Origin of the sequence: Sphingomonas sp. J315 (genome assembly GCF_024666595.1) — a bacterium.
Lineage (GTDB): Bacteria > Pseudomonadota > Alphaproteobacteria > Sphingomonadales > Sphingomonadaceae > Sphingomonas.
The window spans coordinates 1325884-1347537 of record NZ_CP088296.1 but is presented as its reverse complement, the minus strand read 5'-3'; the positions used below and the strand labels follow the sequence as shown (position 1 = coordinate 1347537).

The 21654-nt window shown below is 63.5% G+C and carries 21 protein-coding genes; 8 read left to right on the top strand and 13 right to left on the bottom strand.

Features of this window, described 5'->3' with window-relative positions; all coding sequences use genetic code 11:
* Positions 1-55: 55 nt before the first annotated feature.
* Both LRS08_RS06935 and LRS08_RS06930 read right to left on the bottom strand, forming a co-directional pair.
* A complete protein-coding gene (locus LRS08_RS06935; RefSeq protein ID WP_260481493.1) occupies positions 56-1045 on the bottom strand; it encodes a FecR family protein in 990 nt (329 codons plus the stop codon).
* Between the two features lie 13 nt (positions 1046-1058).
* A complete protein-coding gene (locus LRS08_RS06930) occupies positions 1059-1754 on the bottom strand; it encodes an RNA polymerase sigma factor (protein WP_257844362.1) in 696 nt (231 codons plus the stop codon).
* A 599-nt stretch (positions 1755-2353) separates the two neighbouring features.
* On the opposite strand from LRS08_RS06930, the gene LRS08_RS06925 reads away from it, so the two are divergent.
* From LRS08_RS06925 to LRS08_RS06915, 3 genes are all read left to right on the top strand, one after another.
* Positions 2354-2620 carry a transcriptional regulator domain-containing protein gene (locus LRS08_RS06925; protein ID WP_257844363.1) on the top strand — a complete coding sequence of 89 codons (267 nt, stop codon included), beginning with the start codon at positions 2354-2356 and terminating at the stop codon, positions 2618-2620.
* A gap of 55 nt (positions 2621-2675) precedes the next feature.
* Positions 2676-3197 (top strand): DUF2285 domain-containing protein, encoded by a 522-nt coding sequence (locus LRS08_RS06920; RefSeq protein ID WP_257844364.1) that lies wholly within the window; start codon positions 2676-2678, stop codon positions 3195-3197.
* Positions 3198-3285: 88 nt separating this feature from the next.
* Positions 3286-4185, top strand: a complete 900-nt coding sequence (locus tag LRS08_RS06915) for a HEPN domain-containing protein (protein WP_257844365.1) — start codon at positions 3286-3288, stop codon at positions 4183-4185.
* Positions 4186-4432: 247 nt separating this feature from the next.
* On the opposite strand, the gene LRS08_RS06910 is transcribed toward LRS08_RS06915, so the two are convergent.
* The 3 genes from LRS08_RS06910 to LRS08_RS06900 are packed head-to-tail and all read right to left on the bottom strand — an operon-like array spanning position 4433 to position 9145.
* Positions 4433-5635 (bottom strand): hypothetical protein, encoded by a 1203-nt coding sequence (locus LRS08_RS06910; RefSeq protein WP_260481492.1) that lies wholly within the window; start codon positions 5633-5635, stop codon positions 4433-4435.
* A complete protein-coding gene (locus LRS08_RS06905) occupies positions 5628-7481 on the bottom strand; it encodes a hypothetical protein (RefSeq protein ID WP_260481491.1) in 1854 nt (617 codons plus the stop codon). Before LRS08_RS06905 ends, LRS08_RS06910 begins: the two co-directional genes overlap by 8 nt.
* Before the next feature lie 59 nt (positions 7482-7540).
* Positions 7541-9145 (bottom strand): helix-turn-helix domain-containing protein, encoded by a 1605-nt coding sequence (locus LRS08_RS06900; RefSeq protein ID WP_260481490.1) that lies wholly within the window; start codon positions 9143-9145, stop codon positions 7541-7543.
* 33 nt (positions 9146-9178) lie between these two features.
* Between LRS08_RS06900 and LRS08_RS06895 the strand changes: the two genes are divergently transcribed.
* Complete coding sequence (locus LRS08_RS06895) at positions 9179-9676, top strand: NADAR family protein (RefSeq protein WP_257844370.1); 498 nt, start codon at positions 9179-9181, stop codon at positions 9674-9676.
* A gap of 9 nt (positions 9677-9685) precedes the next feature.
* On the opposite strand, the gene LRS08_RS06890 is transcribed toward LRS08_RS06895, so the two are convergent.
* Positions 9686-10576, bottom strand: a complete 891-nt coding sequence (locus tag LRS08_RS06890; protein ID WP_257844371.1) for a PfkB family carbohydrate kinase — start codon at positions 10574-10576, stop codon at positions 9686-9688.
* 73 nt (positions 10577-10649) lie between these two features.
* Complete coding sequence (locus tag LRS08_RS06885) at positions 10650-12575, bottom strand: HAD family hydrolase (RefSeq protein ID WP_257844372.1); 1926 nt, start codon at positions 12573-12575, stop codon at positions 10650-10652.
* Between the two features lie 218 nt (positions 12576-12793).
* Between LRS08_RS06885 and LRS08_RS06880 the strand changes: the two genes are divergently transcribed.
* The 3 genes from LRS08_RS06880 (at position 12794) to LRS08_RS06870 (ending at position 16651) form a co-directional block, all read left to right on the top strand.
* On the top strand, positions 12794-13009 hold the full coding sequence (locus LRS08_RS06880; protein WP_257844373.1) for a hypothetical protein: 216 nt from the start codon (positions 12794-12796) through the stop codon (positions 13007-13009).
* A 352-nt stretch (positions 13010-13361) separates the two neighbouring features.
* Positions 13362-15629 carry an FdhF/YdeP family oxidoreductase gene (locus LRS08_RS06875; protein ID WP_257844374.1) on the top strand — a complete coding sequence of 756 codons (2268 nt, stop codon included), beginning with the start codon at positions 13362-13364 and terminating at the stop codon, positions 15627-15629.
* A 62-nt stretch (positions 15630-15691) separates the two neighbouring features.
* Positions 15692-16651, top strand: coding sequence for a Dyp-type peroxidase (locus LRS08_RS06870; RefSeq protein WP_260481489.1), 960 nt, complete (start codon positions 15692-15694; stop codon positions 16649-16651).
* Between the two features lie 19 nt (positions 16652-16670).
* On the opposite strand, the gene LRS08_RS06865 is transcribed toward LRS08_RS06870, so the two are convergent.
* The 5 genes from LRS08_RS06865 to LRS08_RS06845 form a co-directional block, all read right to left on the bottom strand.
* The gene (locus LRS08_RS06865) at positions 16671-17198 is read right to left on the bottom strand and encodes a molybdenum cofactor guanylyltransferase (RefSeq protein ID WP_257844377.1); all 528 of its coding nucleotides are present in this window, start codon (positions 17196-17198) and stop codon (positions 16671-16673) included.
* Positions 17195-17971 (bottom strand): formate dehydrogenase accessory sulfurtransferase FdhD, encoded by a 777-nt coding sequence (fdhD, locus tag LRS08_RS06860; RefSeq protein WP_257844378.1) that lies wholly within the window; start codon positions 17969-17971, stop codon positions 17195-17197. The genes LRS08_RS06865 and fdhD overlap by 4 nt, the downstream gene beginning before the upstream one ends.
* A 316-nt stretch (positions 17972-18287) precedes the next feature.
* On the bottom strand, positions 18288-18950 hold the full coding sequence (locus LRS08_RS06855) for a hypothetical protein (protein ID WP_260481488.1): 663 nt from the start codon (positions 18948-18950) through the stop codon (positions 18288-18290).
* Between the two features lie 2 nt (positions 18951-18952).
* Positions 18953-19447 (bottom strand): hypothetical protein, encoded by a 495-nt coding sequence (locus LRS08_RS06850; protein WP_257844380.1) that lies wholly within the window; start codon positions 19445-19447, stop codon positions 18953-18955.
* Positions 19448-19811: 364 nt separating this feature from the next.
* Positions 19812-20258, bottom strand: coding sequence for a MarR family winged helix-turn-helix transcriptional regulator (locus LRS08_RS06845; protein WP_260481487.1), 447 nt, complete (start codon positions 20256-20258; stop codon positions 19812-19814).
* 142 nt (positions 20259-20400) lie between these two features.
* Between LRS08_RS06845 and LRS08_RS06840 the strand changes: the two genes are divergently transcribed.
* Positions 20401-21171, top strand: a complete 771-nt coding sequence (locus LRS08_RS06840) for an alpha/beta hydrolase (RefSeq protein ID WP_257844381.1) — start codon at positions 20401-20403, stop codon at positions 21169-21171.
* Between the two features lie 143 nt (positions 21172-21314).
* Here LRS08_RS06840 and LRS08_RS06835 read toward each other — a convergent pair whose 3' ends face one another.
* Complete coding sequence (locus tag LRS08_RS06835; RefSeq protein ID WP_257844382.1) at positions 21315-21485, bottom strand: hypothetical protein; 171 nt, start codon at positions 21483-21485, stop codon at positions 21315-21317.
* Between the last annotated feature and the right edge of the window lie 169 nt (positions 21486-21654).

Below are 21654 nucleotides of genomic sequence, written 5' to 3'. Positions count from 1 at the left end.
ATCCCGGCGTCGATGGGGAAACGGGGCTGGAGGGGGGGGGACCCTAACTACGGGCTCAACTTTTTTTCGCGTCACCTGCCGGCCGCGGTTCGAGAATGATGTCGGTGTCTTGCGTGCGGACGCTAAGATCGAAGATCGTCGTCACCGCGGCGACGAAACTCTCGCTGTCGCCGATCTCGAAATTGCCATCGACGCGCCGAGCGCCGAGCGCCTGGCTGCCAAGCACGATACGACGCGCCGAGTAGCGATTGACCTCGCTAACCGCGCTGGCAAGCGGCGTCTGCCGAAAGAGCAGCTTGCCGCGGGTCCACGCCGTTGCCGCTGCCGGATCGGTCATCCCGGGCACGATCGGCTTTCCCGGGCGTGCCACGGCCGCTCCGCCGGAGCGGGTGAGCTTCACTTCTGCCGATCCAGTGCTGTTCACCGCGACTTGGCCTTCGATCAGAACGACCCTGAGCGCATCGTCCGAACGGCGGGTCGAGAAGCTGGTGCCGAGCGCCCGCACCGACTGTGTGCCGGCTTCGACGATAAAGGGTCGGGCAGGGTCACGCTTGACCGCGAACAAAGCCTCGCCGCGCTCGAGTTCGACCACGCGTTGACCGTCGCTGAAGCTCACGCGGATCCGGCTGTCGGTGTTGAGCTGCACCTGTGTCCCATCGGCAAGCGCGAACGCGAGCCGTTCGCCGCGCACCGTCTCATGCACTTCGGCCTGACCGAACGTCCACCAAGCCGCTACGCCGGTCACCGCCACCGGTATCGCAGTCAGGCCGGCGACTAGTAGCCGGCGGCGGACGAGCCCTGCCAAGAAGCCTCGCTGCTGAGGGCGCTCGAGCGCCTCATCCACCGCCGTGGCGATCGTGGGGTCGGATTCCAGACGATGCGCCTCGCGCCAAACGCGTTCGACACGGGCATAGGCCGCGGCGTTCGCGGGGTCGCGCCGCCACGCATAAAAACGATCGAGCTCGTCGGTTGTAACTGAACGCGCGTTGAGCCGGGCCAGCCAGCGCGCGGCCGCCTCACCCTCTGCTTCGCTGCCGCGATTCATGGCGCCTTGCCTTTCAGTCACGCAGCCTGGCCGCGCATATTGCCAACGCCTTACTCATTCGCCACTCAACAGTCTTGACCGAGATGCCGAGATGGCTCGCGATCTCATCATAGGTGAGCCCGCTGAACCGACTCAAGACGAACACGTGACGAAAGCGCGGCGGCAAGGCGAGCACTGCTTGCTTGAGTTCGAGCTGATAGTGCTGGTCGGGCGCTTGGGTTCCGAGCTCGGCTTCGCCGGCTTCATCGAGGGGTATCGACAGACCGCCGCGTACCACCCGCCGGCGCAACTGGTCGCGTGCGAGATTGATCGCAATCTGGAGCAGTAGCGCGCGCGGATGGCCACGTTCCTCGACATCGCCGTAGCGCGCCGCGCGCAGATAGGTTTCCTGGACAAGATCATCGACGTCGAGAGCGCTCGCTTTGAACCGCAGCGCCAGGATTTTGCCCAACCAGCCGGCATGGCGCCGATAGAGTTGCTCCGATGGCCGCGGTTCGCGTCGCTCGTGGACCGTGATCTTCACTATTGTCTTCGGACCGGTGTCCGGCATCGCTTCGTTCCTTCCCCGGATGGGAAGGGGCGGGGAGGGAAGAACCAGCCCGGTCGGAAGCCCTGCACAGGACAAGCCCGGCGGCGCCATCAGCACCACCGCATCGGCAACGGGCAGCCGACGGCGCGTCGCCGTGGGATGCGATGTTGCGTCACGCACAGGGGTTTCCACGCCCCTGCCGCCGGTTCTTCGGCGGCGCGCCCATGCTGGAACATCATGGACTCGCGCGCAAGGGGCGGGGAATGGAGGGGCCGGGTGTTGGAAACCTCTGTGCGAGAGGCCCGCTATTTGCATTCGTCCCATGCCCTGCCGCTTGGGCGGCACCCCGGGCTTAAGGACGGATCCTATTTCACGGCACCCGGCAGACGTGTTGGTAGGAAAAGGTCGGGCCGAGGGCAACGCGTGGGCGGCCCGCCATGACGATCGCGGCGCGGCCAATCGAAAGCACTCACGCTCCGCTCTGATTCTATCCGCACGCCGCATCGCCGGTTCCAATGACATCGCCGCTGAACGTGCGCCGCTGCTCGATCCGGTGCAAATGCGGATGTGCTGGCGGCACAGTCTCCATCAATGATCGCGAATCGTTGCCGGACAGAGCTGTGAACACAGGCGTCGTGTGGGGTGGAAAGCGCCTTGCGTAACGATTGGTCCGCAAGGAACTGAGTGATTCTCGGCAAAATCTTGCGGACTATCTGCAAAAATATTGCGGAGGGTTGCGCCTGATCGAGTCGCGCCGCGGCAATTGCGGACACCCGCTCGTGCTTCTGGTCCCTTTGCCCTCGGGGGACATGGAGGCCAATGCGATGACCTTCTCGAGCGAGTGGCGTGAGCCCGACCCCTATCGTTACGTGCGCGATCTCGATCGTGCCGGCTTTGCCTGGGAGCTGCTTCGGCGCAATTCGCGCTATCGCAGCGAGGCGGCGGATGCTTCAGGCGTCAGCGTGCCGGCTGCAGGATATCTGCGGATCGAAGCCCCACCGGGCCACGGACCGAGCTGGGGCTTAAGCTTTCGCGCTTCCGGCTGAACAGCCTGCCTCGATCGCTCCGCTGTTCTGGCTGCCCGGACTCCATGACGCGGTGGTGAGCGTCGATGCAATCCCCGCCGATGCAAGGGATCCCTATGCGCTCGACATCCGCTGCACTGGTGTCGAAGCGCTGCTTCTCGGGTGCGAGAGAGGAGGCGAGGAATTGCTGTTACGTCAGGGCGGGCGGTCGATCCGCCTGCATGTGCGAAGCGGTACATTGAGCGAGGGGCCGGTCCGGTTGCGCTATGCGCTCGCGGGGTTTGCGCGGCTGGAGCCGCAACTCCTTACCCTGCGACGTCTTGCCGGCCTATGGCGGCTCGGTCGCATGCCTGCCGAGCTGTTCTCGGTCGAGCGCCGCGCGGAGCGGTGGATCATGCTGTTGCGGACGCATGACGGGCTCACCCAAGGCGCAAGCCAGCGCGAGATCGCTGCGGCCCTGTTCGGGATCGAGACTGTGGACCGCGATTGGCGCGGTCGCAGCGACTATCTGCGTCTGCGTGTCCAGCGGCTGACGGCAACAACACGCGCGTTGATCGCGGGAGGCTATAGGAATCTATTGCGAGGTTCCGGCGCGTAATAGAATTGGCTGCCGGACACCGGGCGCCGATCCCATTATCGGCCGAACGGCTTGCATCGACAGGCAAACCTGCGAATCTGATTTCAGCATGCGTACTGAGCTGAACCACCTTCCCGACCGCAAGAAGCGTGAACTCGAGCATGTCGTGCGCGTGCTCTTCGAGGAATTTGAGGACGCGCTCGCCGGGCGCAACGCGCCGCACCGCAAAGCGGGGCGCCTTCTCAAGGTGATCCTGTTCGGCTCCTATGCCCGCGGCGACTGGGTCGAGGACCCGGTCGGCGGATATTTCTCCGATTACGATCTGCTGGTCGTCGTCAACCACGACGAGCTTGCCGAGGTCGCCGATTACTGGACGGCGGCCGAGGACCGTCTCGTGCGCGACTATGTCGTGACCAAGCGGCTGGCGACGCAGGCGAGTTTCATCGTTCACAGCCTCACCGACGTGAATAAGCAGCTCAAGCACGGGCGCTATTTCTTCATCGACATCGTGCGCGACGGGATCGCGCTCTACGAAGCGCCCGATCATCCGTTCGCAACGCCAGAGCCACTAACGAAAGAAGCTGCTCGGACAGAGGCGCAGGGCTATTTCGACAAGTGGTTTCCGAGTGCGGAGGCGTTCCTACGCGGGGCGCAGTTCTATTCGAACGATGGCTCCCCGAATGAGGCCGCGTTCAACCTTCACCAGGCGGCCGAGCGCTTCTACCACTGCTTCCTCTTGGTTCAGCGCCTCTACAGCCCAAAGTCACACAAGCTGAATTTCCTGCGCAATCTGTGTGAGGAACTCGACGGCAGCCTCGCGTCCGCATGGCCGCGCGATAGCCGATTCAATCAGCGTTGCTTCGAGCTACTGCGGCGAGCCTATGTCGATGCGCGCTATTCGCCGCACTACAAGATCACGCCCGAGGAACTCGGTTGGCTGATCGAGCGGGTAGGGATTCTCCGAGACCTTATCCAAGAGGCCTGTGAAGCTTGTTTGAAATCTCGTTGAACGTCTGGAGCTGGGCCGCAAGCGGCCGATCCGCTATCGGCTTCTAGAAGGCGATAACGGACTATCGATCAGCATGGCCGATAGATCACCCCGTCAAATCCGTCGTCGGGAAAGGGGAGAACAAACCCACTGGTTAAAAGACGAAATCTTCCTCGCTCACGTTGCCGCTGTCGCTTCTCCGGCGAAGATGCGCTTCACGATCCTATCGGCAATAGGGACGCTTCGGTAGATCGCAGGAAGCAGCAATTCAGTTCGGCACGGGCGGCTTGTCGGGCCGGCCCTGTTCATCGCCATCGGCGACGATAGGGGCCGAGAGCGCCTCCTCCCAATCGCCTCGAATCCACATCGAGTGCAGCTCGAACCCGACGGTGCCGGCTTGATCGGGATCGCCGTAGACCGCCGTTTCGACATATGGGATGCCAACGTCGAAGTCGTCGTTCGAGCCCGATCCGTAGCGATGATCATAGCACGCTAGCAGGACGCCGATCGACAGCAGCTTGGACGACAGCGGCGACACGAACAGTTTGCAGCCTCCCATCGTGCTAAGCGCCCGCTTGTATTGATCCATCGCGGTGTAGATCTGCTTGTACGCCTCGAACGGGTTATACTCGCTGGCGAGCAGGATGTTGGCTGGCTCGATCAGGAAGTCGTCGAACAGCGTCTCGCGATGTTCGCCCACCACCTCATCGCCGCGCCGGGGCTTCTTGGTCGGAAATGGGATGACCGGACAGATTTCGTCCGGATCAAGCAACTCCTGAATCAGGCTGAGGCGATCTTTCTGCCCCTCGCCCAGGACTGGGAACCAGACACGTGGCCAATTCTGCGTCGTCTGCTCCTCAAGATGCCCCGAGAAGCCGCGGACAAACGATACATTGTCGCGGAGGCTGCCCTTTGCGGCGCCAACATCAGCCGACACACTCTCGGCGATCGTTACGTGGAGGTTGACGCTCGCGCCGCCGGCCTTGGCAACCTTGTCCAGCCTGTGCAGCAGAACGCTTACCGCTGTCATCGCGACCATGCGCGGCATGGCGCTGATGTCGACCACGATGTCGTCGAACTCCAACGGATCACCTGCACCTTGTAGGGCCGTCTGCGTATTCAGCGGCGTAACCGCCGCCCCCGATGGCCCGCCGATCTCGATCGGGACAACTTTCACCCGATCCTCGCCAAACAGTTCGAGGAGACCCTCGTGGTTCTCCGTCGTCTTCGCGGACCGCACGGCGCTGTCGCCTAAGCCGTTGTCGAACGCCAGCTGCCACACCCGGATGTCGGCGCCGAGCGCGTGCAAGCGACGCGCGGCCGCTAGCGTCCGGACGTCGAACCCGCGCCCGAGGATTAGCAGCAACCTGCGTCCACCGCCGTTCAGCCGGTCGCTCCAAAATGGCTCAAAGTCGGCATCGGCCGTCAGTGAGTAGGGATCCCAGCGCATCGCCACGACTCGGTCAGACAAGGGTTGCCTCCTCCACGACCGCAACCGCGTTTGCGCCCTTCTCCTGCCAGAAGAGCAAATCCCGCAGCGTCTGGGCGCGCCACCCCCCATAGCCCAGCGGCAGCCCGAAATGCACGCACAGCAGACGGTTCAGATAGAAGACCACGTACTCGCGATTGTTGTTGCGGTGGTCGAGCCGCGGCACCAGCAGGTTGTGCGCCACTAGAGACGTCATCACGTCACGCAGCCGCAGGAAATGCGCGATTTCGTCCTCATCGCTGTCGATCAGGATTTTGCGGTCCGCCATCGTGATCGCAATCCCGGTCACGCCGGGCGCGTACGGAGCGCTGGGTCGAAACGTCTGTTGGCGACAGAACTGTCCGATCGCCTCGAGCAGCCGTCGCGCCTCGATCCCGCGGGGGAGGCGACGGATGATGTCCTCCCAACGCTCCTGCGCCACGCCGCGTACGAGCGCATCCTGGCGCTCGGCCGATAGGGGCACCAGCTGATCGCGGCGGAAGCGGATCTTGGCCGAAATCTCCTCGAACAGCGCGCCCGCCACCTCGAGGTACTGATCGACATTCGAAGTTGAGACCACACTCAGTACCTCACGGCCGAAGTAGATCGGTGCCTTCACCTCGGTTCGCAGGAAGTGCTCCGCCGCCCGGTCGGTGCCGCTGCCCGAGCGGTCGTCGAACTCATCCACGGTCAGCGCGTCGAAGTCGAACGCCGACTGCGCCTTGCGCAGGTCGCGAATGACCAAGATCTGCAGCAGCCGCCATTGGATGGCGCGCTCCATAGCGTTGCCCGGCATGCCGCGCGTTGCCTCGAGCCATGCCGAGTAGCGGTTGCCCGCACCGCCGGCTCGGATGATCTCGGCCTCGATCTCGGCGCTGCGCATGACCAGCGCTTCCTCGAGCGACGACACGTCATCTGTCTCGCCTATCAGGGGGAAGAGCTCACGGCCTTGGAAGCCATCAGCGCGCGCGGCCCGCAAGTTGGCGATTGATTCGACGAACCTGGTGTAGGGCTTGATCTTTGAACCGGACCAGCGGTCCTCGAGCTGGATCACGGTATCGTAGTCGCGCTTCTTGAGCGCCCCTTCCGACAGCAAATCCTTGTGCGTCAGCGCCTCCAGCCGCTCAGCGATCCACACGCCGCACTGCTCGCGGGCGTTGGTCACGAATTCGATCAGGCTGCCGCGCTGCGCAGGCGCGAGCGTTTGCAGCTCGTCCATCAGCAGCACACGCTTCGCCTCGATCACGCCTTTGGCGCTACTGATGCGAGATTGAGCGAACCATTTGAGGCCGTCGAGGCGCGAATGGCCGCCGTCGATTGGCGTGGGGGCATCCAGCTCGTCGAGTCGATTGTAGAAGCCGCGCTCGATGCGCGAAGCCCACTCGAACAGCTCGCGGCCGTTCGCCCGCCCCGGGATCGTCGCGTCGGAATCTGGCTGCCACTCGAAGGTGAATTCGTCCAGGTTATCGGGGAACCGCCGCTCGGCGCGCTCCACCACCGACCGCAGAGTCGCCACCACAATTCGCGAGTTGAGCAGCTCACGGAACAGCGTATTGCCACGATCGAAGGCAGCCAGCTCTTTGTACTCGGTGGTGAACACCACCATCGCTCCGAGCAACTGGGGGCCATCGGCCCCCAACGCGCCCACGTCGCGGAGTGCGTCACGCGTCGCCTTAACCTGCTGATTGGTCTCGGCGATCGCATGGGTAAGCTTCAAGGGGCGCGGCGTAAGGATGCGCAGGAAGGTGGTCTTGCCCCCGCCTGGCGCGCTGCGCAGGAAGACAAGGCCGCCCCAAGGGTCGTCGAACGACTGGATTACGTCGAGCGCGCCCGCGCCGAACAGGCGCACGAACTCATCGTCGCTGGTCGAGCGCTGGGAAGCGCGAATGCGAAAAGGGTTTCTCACGGCTACTGAAGCTTCCGGTGACGGCTGACGCGCGGGAAGAGGCCGAGCACGCGCTGATCCTCCTCTGCCCAGAGCAGGTACACCGAGTTGTTCGGCGTGTTGTGAGCGAGTACCAAGGGCAACCGACATCCGGCGAAGCCAAACTGCTTGCTCGCCTTTCCGACTTTCGAGTGCTCGTCGTCGGCGTCGTCGTCGAAATACCGCTCGTCCCCGACCAAGCTCAGGATGGCCTTGTCGCGTTCATCGTCGAGCGGCGTCGACGTGCCCAGCTTATGGATGACGTGGAACGCGATCGTGCCCTTCCCGAAGGCGAGACTCGGCAATAGCTCCTCGATGTGATCGATCGCCTGATCGGCTGCGACGTAGAGCACGATGATGATCTTCACGCCCTCGTCGGCGATCGCGTCGCCCAAATTCCCCGCGGTCATGAGATTGGCGACGATCTTCGCGATCTTACCCGTCCAGCCTCCCTTGCCGTCTTCGCGGATGAAGCTGGTGCCGCTACCGGTGAAGTCGTCGAGCAGCACCACGTAGCGGAAGCGCGCCTCCTCCGCCGTGGCGTCGCGTCCCAGAATCTTGCCGAGATGCTTGCCCAGGTCCTCGACCATCCCGCCGGTCTTCGCATCCGACACGTCGTAGGCATGGAATACTTGCTCGTTCGACATTTCCTGTGGGTTGGCCCGCCGGAACCAGTCGGTGCGCGCGCCGTCACTCAGCCCTAGCACCAGCGTCTGGCGTAGTCGCTTACGATACTCCGTCTCGCGCACGATCGCCTTCACGCGGCAAGGATGGACGCCGAGCGCCTGCGCTGTGTCGGAGATCAGGATCGGGCGGACCACCGTAGGGAAGGTCAGCTCGACCAGATGGTTCATCTCGTTATTGGAGATGAACAGCAGGCGGCGACGGACGAAGTCATAGGCGGCGCGCCGGTTAGCGCCGGGGTCGAACTGGCCGAGCCATAAGGCGAGACTCTCGATGAACCGCCGGCCGGGCGAGAACTGCTGGTACTCATCATATTTGTAGCTCGCGAAGCTCTCGAGATAGGCGCGCTCCGCCGCCTTCTCATCGTCAGACCAATCCATGATCTTCGCGAGAAGGCTCTCCGCCAGATCCTTCCTCACGCCTAGTTTGCCTCCCTGCCGACCCTCCCCCGAGGTCGTGCGACATATGGGCGGGAAGTGCTGCCGCCGCCACAGGAAAATTGGGTCCGATTGGAACGTACCGAGGGCTAGCGGCGGCCGATCTCCCCCCACGGCGGCGATCACCTTCGCCAGCCGTTCAGCGCCGGCAGGAGTCTCGTCCCACGCACTGCGCACCGAGCGCTCAAGCTTCGCCCAGGCCGCATCCGTGCGGCGCGCGGCGGGCAATGCGGGCAGCGGTTCGGCGTCACCCGACCGGAGCCGCTCGCCCAGCACCGTGCAGATCCGCACGACACTGTCACTGAAGGTTGCATACTCGCCCCGGCAAATCCGTGACACCTGGCTGGCATCGACGCCTGCCCTCTCGCCCAGCGCCGCATAGGACAGGCCGAGCCGTCCGCGCGCGGCCTGCATGCGGCGAACCAATTCAGTCCTTTCCTTCCGAGTCGGCTTCATGTAGATTTGCATGACTGATATCGTGCAAATTTACAAGGAGGCGACATGGCTGACGACGAACAGGAGATCCGGTTCTACCGAGCCAGCGAGAAGCCCTACGGCGCCTTCAGCAACCTCTACCGGCGTGAGATCGAGTTCGAGGGCGACGTCTTCCCGACCAGCGAGCACGCTTACCAGGCGGGCAAGGCTCGCAAGCCCGAGGTCAAGGCGTGGCTGATGGCAGCACCGTCGCCGGCGCTGCTCGCGATGGCCGCCCATGGCCTATATTATTGGGATGTGAGCCCGGGCTGGTCGCAGACCAAGTTCGACCGGATGCGCGGCGTGCTCTACGCCAAGTTCACCCAGCATGAGGACCTGCGCAAGCTGCTGCTCTCGACCGGCTCGGCGCGCCTCATCGAGACCGCCACGGTCGATAATGAGGTCAATCGCTTGTGGGGCGAGGTCAACGGACAGGGCCGTAACATGCTCGGCACGATGCTGATGGAACTGCGCGACAGGCTGAGGGCCGAGCGCACCGACGATGTGGTGAAGCGAGCCGCCTGACAGCGGCGATCAACCGGCCAGGACCGACCTGGCGTAATCCGCACCGCGCTCGCGGAAGATGCCGCGTGCTCCGACGTAAGCACAATTCTCTGCAGCAAGCCGCTGGCCCGCCTCTATGCCGCGCACGAAGTCGCACATCGACAGGTCGGCGGTGGCCGCGTGTCGATGTGTCAGCAGCCAGTCGATCAGACCGACACTGACCATGTCTCCCGCGCCGCAGGTATCGCGCACATGCGGCGCCGGTTGCGACCGGCACCAAAACCGCTCGGCACCGCGCCGCACCTCGAGACCCGCGTCGCCATGCGTGACGATCATCACGACCGCATCGGTCAATTGTACACGACCGGCAAGCGCCGCCAGCCGATCGGCCGAGAACTTGAGCACCGCCGTCACCGCGACGGCGCGCCTGAACAGCTCCTCGTCGCCGACTTCGGACGGCTCGAAATAGATGACCGAGCCGGATTCGGCCGCAGCCTCCATAGCATCGACGATCGCCGTCGAGAGGCGGTCGGCGTAGAAGACCGAGCAGTTTGTGATCACCGGGAGCGCCCGCTCTACGTCTTCGCCGTTGATCGGCGCGTAACGCGGGAGGTCGATATCCGTCTCGGGGCATCTGAAAGCGAAGGTGTGGACCCCAGGCGCATGCAGATGCTGCGCGAGAATGGGCGATCTAACGCCGCCGTGCATGTGGATGTAGCGGGTCTCGGCACCGGCGTGATGGAAGGCCCCGACCAGACGGACTCCGACCTCGTCCTCGCCGAGTCTGAGGACAGGGGCGACATTGCGCTGGAGCATCGCGAGCGAGATGAGCACGTTCCCGCACGAGCCGCCGAGATCCTCGGCCGACACCGCCCGCGAACCGGCATATACGCGGTCGAGCACCGTGAAGCCGGTTCCCACGACGTCTACTTCGCTCATCGAGCTCTCCGAACCACAAGCCGAATCATTTCGTTCCTGTTTTGTACACACTTCTTCAACATCGGTCGAGGTCCAGCGACCCCAAATCAATCGACATCACTCCCCCGTCCACGCGCGCCGAGCGCAGAATCCGGGAAAGCGCGTCCGGACCGCGCAACCTTGAGCCGAACAACGTCCAAGTGCCCAGATGGCTGCCACAGACGCTGTCGACGCTTACGCCATGCGGCCCCGAGAGTAGCTCGCGATCGTTACCTAATGGCGAACCGCTGTCGCCTACACCCAGGACGGAAGCGCCCGGCCGGCCGGCGCGCCCGGCGAGCGCCTCGACCACCTTGAGCTTGGTCGTGCCGCGCGGCACGACGTCGAAGCTGTGATGCGAGCTCAGCACCCGCACGCTGCCGTTGGCCACTTGGGGGCATATAGCGAGCCGCTGGGCGAAGCTCGCGACGTCGACGACGTCCGAGTGGTTCACGGTCACCTGCACCTCGCGCACCTTGAGCGCGACGCCGTCGAGAAGCAGCCCGGAGTTTGCGATCCACCTCGCAACGCTCGCGACGTGCTCATCGGGCATAGGCCGGTCCTCGCTGATGTCGACGTCGAGGGGGCGGACATGTGCGCCGTTATAGTATCCCATAAGTACGAGCTGGTGGATTCTCTCCGGCAAGGCCTCGCGCAGCTTCTCACCCGCCGAACCGCCCCTCCCGGTCGCGAATCCAACCTGAACGCCATCATCCACGAGTCTGACCAGTTCGTCCATCACCTCCTTCGACGGCGGCCCAAGCCTCGCCTCTGTCGGCTGGTTCGGAACCACGGTCCCGTCATAGTCAAGTGCAAGCCCGACGAAGCTGGCGTCGCCCAGCTCGCGCAAGCGATCCCTGCCTATGGCGCACAGCGACACCTCGCCGTCATCGACCGGATCATGGAGCAGCCTCGCCGTTGCCTTGTGACGAACGGCTGGAGTCAGGTTCGTAACCAGGTCCTGTAGGGCGTCGTCGTCATAGATCGCCTCGGCAAAGTCACCCCGGCCGGGCCTGCCGGGATCGACACCCGCGATGCCGCCGAGATGACCAACGATGGCTAGGCCCCGGACGATACCCACAGCGTTGGCGAGTCGTCCGCCGTGACCGACGGCCAGTCCGCCACCGCGTACCTCCAGCGGCAGGGCGCTCCGGATGGGCTGCCAGACGGCCTCGCTCTCGCAGGTCGTCAGCGCCAGCGTGAACATCGTTGTAGGGTGCCGCGCCGCCCATACATGTCGACCGTGCGCGAAGTTGCGGAAATCGGTGCGTTGCACCGGAGCTATGCCGGTCTCCCACATGGAGGTCTCGATCAGTGTGGCGACCGCGGCGACCTGCGGATCATGCACGATCACCATCGTGTCGCCTGGCTGGAAGCTGGCGACCTCGTCGACGCCGTTGGCGACCGCCGATCGGGAGAGGTTCAAATAGATGGCGGCCAACTCCGCGCCGTGCGGTCGTTCCGTTGTCAAGTCGCTTGCGAGCAGCAGCCCAGTGACCATCGAGATCATCGAATGGGTAGCGAGGAAGCCGTCTTTGGGGTCGGCCACTGGCAGCACGAAGACTTGAGCGCGGGAATGAGCGGCGGCGGCGATTGCCGTCGCGCCGTCGGCGCGCGTCGTCACCAAGTGCGTCGCGTCCGCCGACGCAACCGCGCCCTGGAACGCTGCCGAAATGTCGGGATTGTTGGCACCGGCGCTGAAGAGCCAGACGTCGATCCCGTCCCACTCGGCCATCGATAGTGCGAGTTGCATGGGCGTCATGACAAGCGTCTGCCCGAGCCCAAGAGTTGTGCGGCAGCGGGCGAAATACTCTGCCACCACCATCGAGCCGCCAGATCCGATCGCGATCGCTAGCCGGCCGCGTCCGCTGGCGATTGCTTCCGCGATATCGCGCGCGCCGCGGTCGCCCACCAGCGAAATGGTTTCCGCTAGGCGACTCAGCTTCTCGGAGAAAATTGACATGACGGCGGACAACTAAACGAAAGGCAGCTTTTGGGAACGCTGAGATTGAAATTGTGCGGCCATAGGGCGCGGAGCGGTCCGTCCCGGCTGCCGCAGGATCTTGCCGTGAGGGAACAGGCCGCTTTGGGTAACCCGCCGGTGCCTAGACGGGTAAGCCAAATCCGAAACTGCGTTCGTGGACGTGCGGTGAGCCGACATCGGTCGCGATAGCGGGCAACATGACGCTGGCGATCTCTGGTCTAGTCCAGAATTTCCAGGCCGCGTTCGAAGCGCCGGTCTTTTGTCGCGAAGCGCTGATGTGGTGCCTGCTTATCGTCGCCCGAGTTGGCAAGGCCAGAGGCAGCGCCGATCTGTCAGGGTTCCTCTTCCACTGGACCGGAATCTACGGCCTGACCGAGGCGCATATCCTGAACGAACTCGGACTCGCGCCCTGACTATGAAGAGCCCGTTTCCACCCAGTAGCGGACGCAGGCCAGCAACTGAACGAACGACTGCTTTCAGGACCGCCCGCAGGCGGGCTGAACGTCCGGAATTGGGGCGCATTGCCGACCAACAGGTTTCGCTGGGAGCCGCCTAGCGGCTAATCGGCCGTTTGCTCTGTCAGCGTTCAGTCTGAAACTGGACAAAGCCGATATCGCGCTGCGGATAGACCGAGTTCCCCGTACCATGGGCGAGGGCCTCAAGAGGCTTCGTCAACCGCTTGAACGTCCTGTGTTGATCTACGTGGCTCGGATTGCTGCTGTCGGCGATTGATGCAACGATGAACGTGTTTTCGGAGATCGAGTCATGGCGGACGGCAAACCAAGATATTCGCCATATCATCACCCGGCGGGCGGCTGGGGCGCCGCAGCTGCAACAGCGAAGGTGCTGATCGAGCAGAGCGTCGTCACCAAGGGTTCGCGCGCGCTGCTGTCGATGAATCAGCCCGGCGGCTTCAAATGCCCCAGCTGCGCTTTCCCGGACGCTGATTGCACGAAGAAGCTCGAATTCTGTGAGAACGGCGTCAAGGCACTCGCGCACGAGGCGACCAAGTTCCGCGTGACGCGGGACTTCTTTGCACAGCACACGGTCACCGCGTTGAACGAACAGTCGGATTACTGGCTGGAGATGCAGGGCCGCCTGACCGAGCCGATGCGCTACGACGCCGCCAGCGACAAATATGTGCCGACAAGCTGGGAAGGTGCCTTCACCACGATCAGCCGTCATCTGCGCGCGCTGGACAGCCCCAATGAGGCGGAATTCTACACTTCCGGCCGCACGCCCAACGAAGCGGCGTTCCTCTATTCGATCTTCGTCCGCGAGTTCGGGACCAACAACTTCCCCGATTGCTCGAACATGTGCCACGAGCCCACCAGCCGCGGCCTTCCGCCCTCGATCGGTATCGGCAAGGGCACCGTGGTGCTGGACGATTTCGAGCATGCCGAGGCGATCTTCGTCATCGGGCAAAATCCCGGAACCAATTCGCCCCGGATGATGACTAACCTGGTCGAGGCGCGGAAGCGCGGCGTGCCGATCGTCGCGGTCAACCCCATGCCCGAACGCTCCCTGATCCGCTTCACCGAACCGCAGGACGTGGTGCAGATGGCGACGTTCGGCTCGACGCCGATCGCCAGCGAGTTCGTCCATATCCGCATCGGCGGCGACCTCGCGCTCATCAAGGGCATGATGAAGGCGATCTTCGAGCGCGACGCCGCGGGCGAAAACGTGCTCGACCACGACTTTCTGCGCGACCACACCGCCGGGATCGAAGCGATCCGCGCCGAGATCGAGGGGATCGAATGGGCGGATATTGTCCACGTTTCCGGCATCGACGAGGCACAGATCCGGCGCTGCGCTGAAATCTATGTGCGATCGAACGCGACGATCATCTGCTACGGCATGGGCATTACCCAACATCAGCAGGGTTCGCGGTTGGTTCAGCAGATCGCCAACCTCCTTCTGCTGCGCGGCAATTTCGGCAAGCCGGGCGCCGGCATCGCGCCGATCCGCGGCCATTCCAACGTGCAGGGCGACCGCACCGTCGGCATCGACGAGAAACCGTCGCAGGCCTATCTCGACCGCGTCCGCGACGTGTTCGGGTTCGAGCCGCCGCGCGCGCACGGCCACCATGCCGTCGAGGCGGTGGAGGCGATGGAGAATGGCAGCGCGAAGGTGTTCATCGGGATGGGTGGCAATTTCGTCCGCGCGATCCCCGACACCGATCGCTCCTATGCTGCGATGCGCAAGCTGAACCTGACCGTCGCGATCACCACCAAGCTCAATCGCGGGCATCTGATCCACGGCAAAGAGGCGCTGTTGCTGCCCGTGGTCGCGCGTTCGGAGCGGATCGAGACGGCGGCGGGCGAACAGTTCGTCACGATCGAGGATGCGATGTCCAACGTCACCGCATCGCGCGGCGTGCTGACCCCCGCCAGCGCCGACCTCATGCCCGAGGTCGAGATCGTCTGCCGCATGGCGATGGCCACCCTGCCCGAAAGCAAGGTGTCCTGGGCGCGCTATATCGAGGACTATGGCCTGATCCGCGACAAGATCGCCGAGGTCTATCCCGCGATCTATACCGAGTTCTCCGCGCGGATCGCGAACCCCACGGGCTTCCACCTCGACGTGCCGCCGCGCCGCCGCGTGTGGAACACGCCAAACGGCAAGGCCAACTTCCTGCCGCTCCCCGGACTGGAGGTGAACGACATCGTCGACGATCCTGCGATGCTGCGGCTGGCGACGGTGCGCTCTCACGATCAGTTCAACACCACCATCTACAGCTATAATGATCGCTATCGCGGCGTGTACAATGACCGAATGGTCCTGTTCATGAACGCCGAGGATCGCGCCGAACGCGGGCTGGCGGCGGGCGCGACCGTCGCGGTGGAAACGATCGCGCGCGACGGCGTGGAGCGCCGGGTCGGAGGCCTGACCGTGATCGACTATCCGATGGCTCGCGGAGCAGTTGCGGGCTATTATCCTGAACTCAACCCACTGCTGCCATTGGATTATTACGACCGGACTAGCGGCACCCCCGCCGCCAAATCGATCCCGGTCAGGGTGCTGGCGGGATGACCGTGAAGGGGAGGGGGCATGCAGTGGAACCGCACGAACAGGGGAGCGGAGATCCGCGCGGGATGACCGGGCAGACCTGGGAGCGCGTTCCGATCGATGCCCAGAGTATCGCGGCCCCGCTGTCGAGTTCGGCGGTGTTCCTGGTGGTCGAGGTGGCAGCTGGCGAGGCCGCGCTGGCCAAGGTGCGCGGTCAGCTCGCGGCGATTGACGACCTGATCAAGACGGTCGGATTCCGCGATCTTTCCGGGCGTTTGTCCTGCATCGTCGGTATCGGCCACAACCTGTGGAAGCGGCTCGGCGCCTCATCGCTGCCCGCCGAGCTCCATCCGTTCAAGCCGGTGCAAGGCCCGGTGCATGCGGCGCCAGCGACCCCGGGCGACATCCTGTTCCACATCCGCGCCGAACGGGCTGATCTGTGCTTTGAGTTCGAACGGCTGCTGCTCGCGGCGCTGGGCGATGCCGTACGCGTCGTCGATGAGGTATCGGGATTCCGCTATTTCGACGCGCGCGATCTGCTCGGCTTCGTCGACGGCACCGCCAACCCCGCCGGCCACGATATCCCGACCGCCGCATTGGTCGGGGAAGAAGATCCCGATTTCGCGGGGGGCAGCTATGTCGTCGTGCAGAAATATCTGCACGACCTTGCCGCATGGAATGCGGTGCCGACGGGCGAGCAGGAAGCGATCGTCGGCCGTACCAAGATCGACAATGTCGAGATCGACGATGACGACGCCCCGCGCAAGTCGCACAAGTCGCTCGCGACGATCGAGGACGAGAATGGCGAGGAGCTCGACATCCTGCGCGACAACATGCCGTTCGGCAGCCCCGGGCGCGGTGAGTTCGGCACCTATTTCATCGGCTACTCCCAGCGCCTGTGGGTGATCGAGAAGATGCTGGAACGAATGTTCGTCGGCGATCCGCCGGGTAGCTACGACCGCCTGCTCGATTTCTCGACGGCGAAGACGGGCACCGTGTTCTTCGCGCCGTCGCGCCGCGTGCTGACCGGGCTATGCGGCGGCTAGGCAACTGCCCGGCGCTGCATCAGTCGCCACCGGCCAGCAAGTCCAGGTCTTCGCGCGCGTTGATATTCAGTGGCGGCGCGCGGTCCAGCAGGGTCGCGCCGATGGTGTGCGCCCAGCACCGGATCGAAAGATTGGTGGCTTGGTCTAGATAGGCGTCGAGCTGGTCAGCCAGCGCGCTCGGCCAGCACCCCAGCACGGGGAGGGACGACAAATAAACAGGCGCCGGCGCGGCAAGCAGGGCGGTAAGCAAGTCTTTGCTGATGCGCGGCGTATCACAGGGCGCCGTCAGCACTTTTGCGAAGCCATTGTCCGCGGCGTAACGGAGTGCCGCGTTGATGCCGCCAAGGGGGCCTAAAGAAGAGTGGGGCCGGTCCGGCACGTTGATCAGGCCCGAATAAGCCCGTCCGCAGACGATCGCGCCATCGACCTCTCGCGACAATGCGAGGGCAACATGATCGATCAGCGTGCGTCCATCGAGCACCGCCATCGCCTTGTCGCTCCCAAAGCGTGAGGCCTGGCCTCCGGCAAGGATCGCGCCGAGGATCATGCGCGGACCGCCAGCAGGGCGTCGGGGCGGACCAGCACGTACAGCGCCAGGCCCGCTTGCTGTGCCCGTTGGAGCGCGAGATCGGTCGGTGCGGAGATCGTCGCCAGCAGCGGACAACCGGAGATCGCGGCCTTCTCGACCAGCTCGTATGAGCAGCGCGATGACAACAGCGCAAACCCGCCATCCCATTCCGCGCCCTCGCGCAGCATCGCTCCGATGAGCTTGTCGAAGGCATTGTGTCGGCCGACATCCTCCCGCACCGCGAGGATCGTGCCGTCGGACGCGCACCGCGCCGCTGCGTGGACGCTTCCCGTGGCCCGGTTGAGCGGCTGATGCCCATCGAGCAGCGCCGCTGCCGTGAAGATCGCATCGGACGATCCGTTCCAGCGCTGTGCGATCTGCGGCAGTGGCCGCATCACCTGTTCGATATTCTCGATTCCGCAAAGGCCACAGGACGAATCCGTCGTGCGGTGGCGTACCCGTTCGAAGACGCGATCGGACAAGTGTGCGGCAAGCGACGCGCGGACGATGAAACCGGCTTCGACCGGATGGATTTCCACATCGTCAATATCGCCGGCGCGATCGATCAGGCGCTCGCTCAGCGCGAAGCCTCGGGCTAGGTCTTCCAGATCCGCCGGCGTCGCCATGAGGGTGGCATAGCCGATACCGTTGAATTCGAGCGCGACCGGCACTTCGCGGGCGAGCGGACGATCCACCGCCTCACGCTTGCCGGTCGGATCGACGCGTTCGAACCGCCAAGCATGTGTGGTCACTTCCATATAGTCCTGCTCCCCACAGTTTCGGTTCCTGCAACGCAAGACCAGAAGCCTAGCGGTTGCGAGCAAGGCGAGCAAAAACCGAGCAATGGCTTTTGGTACTTTGGACGGTTGTCCTAAAGAGCCACTTCGGCATCGCACCGCTTCAATCAACGACCCCGTTTAGCATTTCCAGCACTACGGATGGTTTCCTGAACGACCGCGACTAGGCGCATAACGGCGCCAACGATTGAAATAGGGCGATCAATCTGGAGCGATTGATCGCCCTTATCATCGAGCAATCAGCGAGCACGCAAACCGGAGAGTTGCCTGCTCATGCCTGCGCCTCCAGAACGATCCAGCCATTGTCGATCTGACGACCCAGCATGCGAACCACACGCTCGATCTGTCGATCCGCACTCCAACGTCGGCGAATGTCGAAATAGGCACGGCACGCCTGCCTGCATGCTGCTACTTCATCCGCGTTTCCTTCCAGCATCGCGCGAGGAATGCCGCCCCCTTCGCCAAGATGGCCCTGCGGATCGAGCAGGATACGTCCTTCAAATTTCAGGAAATCACGGATAGCGGCCGTCGTTTGGCGCGGATTGGATGGGCGATCGTCCGTGAACCAGCCTTCCCTGCGTAACTGACGAATCAAATAGCTTCGTCGCTGCTCATCTCGATCGAAATGTTCGAAGAGAAAATGTATCCAGCGCGACCGATGGCGAATTTGAGAATCGCACCGGCTGCCGACCATCAGGCATTCGGTACCGTCGCGCTCGATAGCGACCGACACGTTGACGCCGATCGTGTCGAGCAGCGCGCGAAACCGCTCTGTGTATCCAACTACGTCCTCGTCGCGCACAAAGTGCTCGAGTTCGTCGAGCATGTTGGGGATGGACGGGGCGTGGCGCATATCGGGCCCTTCGGAACGATGGCCATGCAGCGCAGGAATCGGCTCGCCGCTGGCGGCGACATGAAGAGGGAGCGGCCCCATGATCAACACTCCCCCGCGAAGGCGACCGGCGCATAGATGCCGACCACCGGCCCTAACAGCAGCGTGTTGAGCGCCCAAAGATAGATGGGACCCTCCGGCCGCGCATACCGCCGAGCACCGTTCACCACCTGAGAATGGAGCGCGACATATTCCCACGCGCTGCCGGTCTCGATCTTGCCAGGTCCGGAATAAGGTCTGGCGTAAACCACCTCACGCGAAATCAAACGCGGGCTGTCGGGCAAACGGGAGTCCGCAACAGGACGTTGGTGCTCGAGGCAATACAGACCCGCCACCAGTTCGTAGGGGCGCTCCTCCTTGTAGACCGCAACCTCTCCGGGTTGGAGCAGAACCGCACCAGCTTCGAGTACGGGAACCACCCCGTATCCTCGTTCAATGTTGCTGATGATACGAAGCCTTGTCCCAAGTGCGGTGAGTTCCGCCTCGATACTCTCGGATCGAGTACTCTTCTCGGTTTGCGCCGGAATCAGGGTCGTCATGTGGAACCTCCTTCACCAGAAGGCTGCCGTTGACACCATGTCGAACAGCGAACCGCCGTCTGATGCACACAGAGGCTATCATCGATGACACGGCGGACGAGGATGAATACGGGCGTTTACAGCCGGGCTGAACTGGCGGCAGTCTTCCAGCTTGAACCGTCTGGCTCAAAGGGCCGCAACGAGGCGCAAAGCTGTCGCGTGCAATCTGAAGCCTTACTTCGCGGTCATTGCCGCTTCCAATACCCAGCGCCGGTTCGCATGTAGCTTGCATTCTGAGATGGCGCCGGTTTGCTCGGGATCGGGCTTGTCGCCCGCATATGCTCGGAGATCGATCCGGCACTTGGCTGAATGCCACGGCAGCTGCTTACGATTTTCCTCCCAGCGCGCCGCGCAAACGCTGCACCTGATCGTTGAGGGCGATCATCTCCTCAACCTTCAATCCGGAGTTTTCGAGCAGCGCATCGGTGAGGCACGAGGCCTCGCGGCGCAGGGCCTTGCCCTTGGCGGTGAGGAACACCTGCACCTGGCGTTCGTCGTTCGGGTTGCGCTGACGCGAGACGAAGCCTGCGGCCTCGAGCCGCTTCATCAGCGGCGTGATCGTGCTTGGCTCGAGCGCCAGCCGGTCGGCAATCGCCGAGATCGTCTGGCCGTCCTTCTCCCACAAGGTGCTCAGCACCAGATATTGGGGGTAGGTCACGCCGAGCGAATCGAGCATCGGCTTGTAGAGCCGGTTGATCGCGATCGTCGTCGAATAGAGCGAAAAACAGAGCTGCGCGTCGAGCGGCAGCGGTTCGCTGGTGGTCTGGGTCATCAAATCCTCACTTCCGAATCAATCTCTTATCACAAAAATACATATCGCGATAATTTTCTGCTGGACAAGGCCGCGATGTGAAGAGTAGTAAACATTTATCGCGATAAATAATATCGCAGCAAATTAAGGAAGGAGACTGATCATGACCAAGTCGAACAAGCTTCTCGCTGCCGCTGCCTCGCTCGCTCTGGGTGCGGCTCCCGCCATCGCCCAGGACAAGGCCGGTGAGCCGGTCAAGTCGGTGGTTCTCGTCCATGGCGGCTTCGTCGATGGCTCGGGCTGGATGGACGTCTACAAGATCCTCAAGAAGGACGGCTACAAGGTGACCATCGTCCAGAACCCGACCCTCTCGCTCGAGGATGACGTCGCGGTCACCAAGCGTGCGATCGCCGCCGCCGAGGGCAAGGTGATCCTGGTCGGCCACAGCTATGGCGGGGTGGTCGTCTCCGAAGCGGGCACCGACCCCAAGGTCGCCGGCGTCGTCTACATCGCCGCCTTCGCGCCGGACAAAGGCGAGTCGGTGTCGAGCCTGATCGCCAACCCCGTGCCGGGTGCGCCTGTGCCGCCGATCCTGCCGCCCAAGGACGGCTTCCTGTTCCTCGACAAGGTCAGGTTCGCGGCCTCATTCGCCGCCGATGTCCGCCCCGATCTCGCGGCGTTCATGGCGGACTCGCAGGTTCCCTGGGGCGTCGCCGCGCTGGACGGCAAGGTGACCACCCCCGCATGGCGGGTGAAGCCGAGCTGGTATCTGGTGGCGAGCGAGGACAAGATGATCCCGCCCGCGGCACAGCGCCAGATGGCTGCCCGCGCCGGCGCCAAGGTCGAGGAGGTCGCGGCCAGCCACGCGCTCTATGTCTCGAAACCGGCCGCCGTCGCCGCCATAATCGAGAAGGCGGCGAAGGGCTCTGAATAGACCGTCATCTGATCATATGTACTGGCGTCGGCTCCCGGGGGCCGGCGCCAGTTGCATTAAAGGACCGCTTTCGGATCTCGTAAACCATTAATTCTATGGTGAAAGTGGGGGGCGCATTTCAGCTGGGCGGGTAATCCTCAACACTATGCCCGTTCGAGCGGCCCGATCTCGCGCAAGGCACCATCCGCTATGCGTTGGTAATGCTCCGCCAGCATCTGATGCGTCCGGCGGGCGCAGCTATCATTCGCTGCCTCCGCCATGGCCCGCTCCTGCTTCGCACGGGCCGCATAATATTCGGCGTCTTGCCGGGGCATTTCTCGTCCCTCCGTTTCCAAAATCCCCGCTCGAAACGAGAATAGGAAATCGACTCGTTGAGGTTCAAGAGGGCGCGCGTTTGTGGGGGACGGCGGCAATCGCACTTGTGGCGTCAACCGAGGATCCGAGAGGCCGGAGGCAAGGCGCGTCTCGGCTTTGGCCAAGGGA

Excerpts from the sequence above, each read along its gene's own strand:
- LRS08_RS06850 (WP_257844380.1), bottom strand. The coding sequence starts at position 19,447 with ATGACGACCCTGATTCCGGCGCAAACCGAGAAGAGTACTCGATCCGAG.
- LRS08_RS06885 (WP_257844372.1), bottom strand. The coding sequence starts at position 12,575 with ATGTCAATTTTCTCCGAGAAGCTGAGTCGCCTAGCGGAAACCATTTCG.
- LRS08_RS06900 (WP_260481490.1), bottom strand. The coding sequence starts at position 9,145 with ATGCAAATCTACATGAAGCCGACTCGGAAGGAAAGGACTGAATTGGTT.
- LRS08_RS06835 (WP_257844382.1), bottom strand. The coding sequence starts at position 21,485 with ATGCCCCGGCAAGACGCCGAATATTATGCGGCCCGTGCGAAGCAGGAG.
- LRS08_RS06935 (WP_260481493.1), bottom strand. The coding sequence starts at position 1,045 with ATGAATCGCGGCAGCGAAGCAGAGGGTGAGGCGGCCGCGCGCTGGCTG.
- LRS08_RS06865 (WP_257844377.1), bottom strand. The coding sequence starts at position 17,198 with ATGATCCTCGGCGCGATCCTTGCCGGAGGCCAGGCCTCACGCTTTGGG.
- LRS08_RS06915 (WP_257844365.1), top strand. The coding sequence starts at position 3,286 with ATGCGTACTGAGCTGAACCACCTTCCCGACCGCAAGAAGCGTGAACTC.
- LRS08_RS06875 (WP_257844374.1), top strand. The coding sequence starts at position 13,362 with ATGGCGGACGGCAAACCAAGATATTCGCCATATCATCACCCGGCGGGC.
- LRS08_RS06895 (WP_257844370.1), top strand. The coding sequence starts at position 9,179 with ATGGCTGACGACGAACAGGAGATCCGGTTCTACCGAGCCAGCGAGAAG.
- LRS08_RS06855 (WP_260481488.1), bottom strand. The coding sequence starts at position 18,950 with ATGGGGCCGCTCCCTCTTCATGTCGCCGCCAGCGGCGAGCCGATTCCT.
- LRS08_RS06840 (WP_257844381.1), top strand. The coding sequence starts at position 20,401 with ATGACCAAGTCGAACAAGCTTCTCGCTGCCGCTGCCTCGCTCGCTCTG.
- LRS08_RS06845 (WP_260481487.1), bottom strand. The coding sequence starts at position 20,258 with ATGACCCAGACCACCAGCGAACCGCTGCCGCTCGACGCGCAGCTCTGT.
- LRS08_RS06880 (WP_257844373.1), top strand. The coding sequence starts at position 12,794 with ATGACGCTGGCGATCTCTGGTCTAGTCCAGAATTTCCAGGCCGCGTTC.
- LRS08_RS06870 (WP_260481489.1), top strand. The coding sequence starts at position 15,692 with ATGACCGGGCAGACCTGGGAGCGCGTTCCGATCGATGCCCAGAGTATC.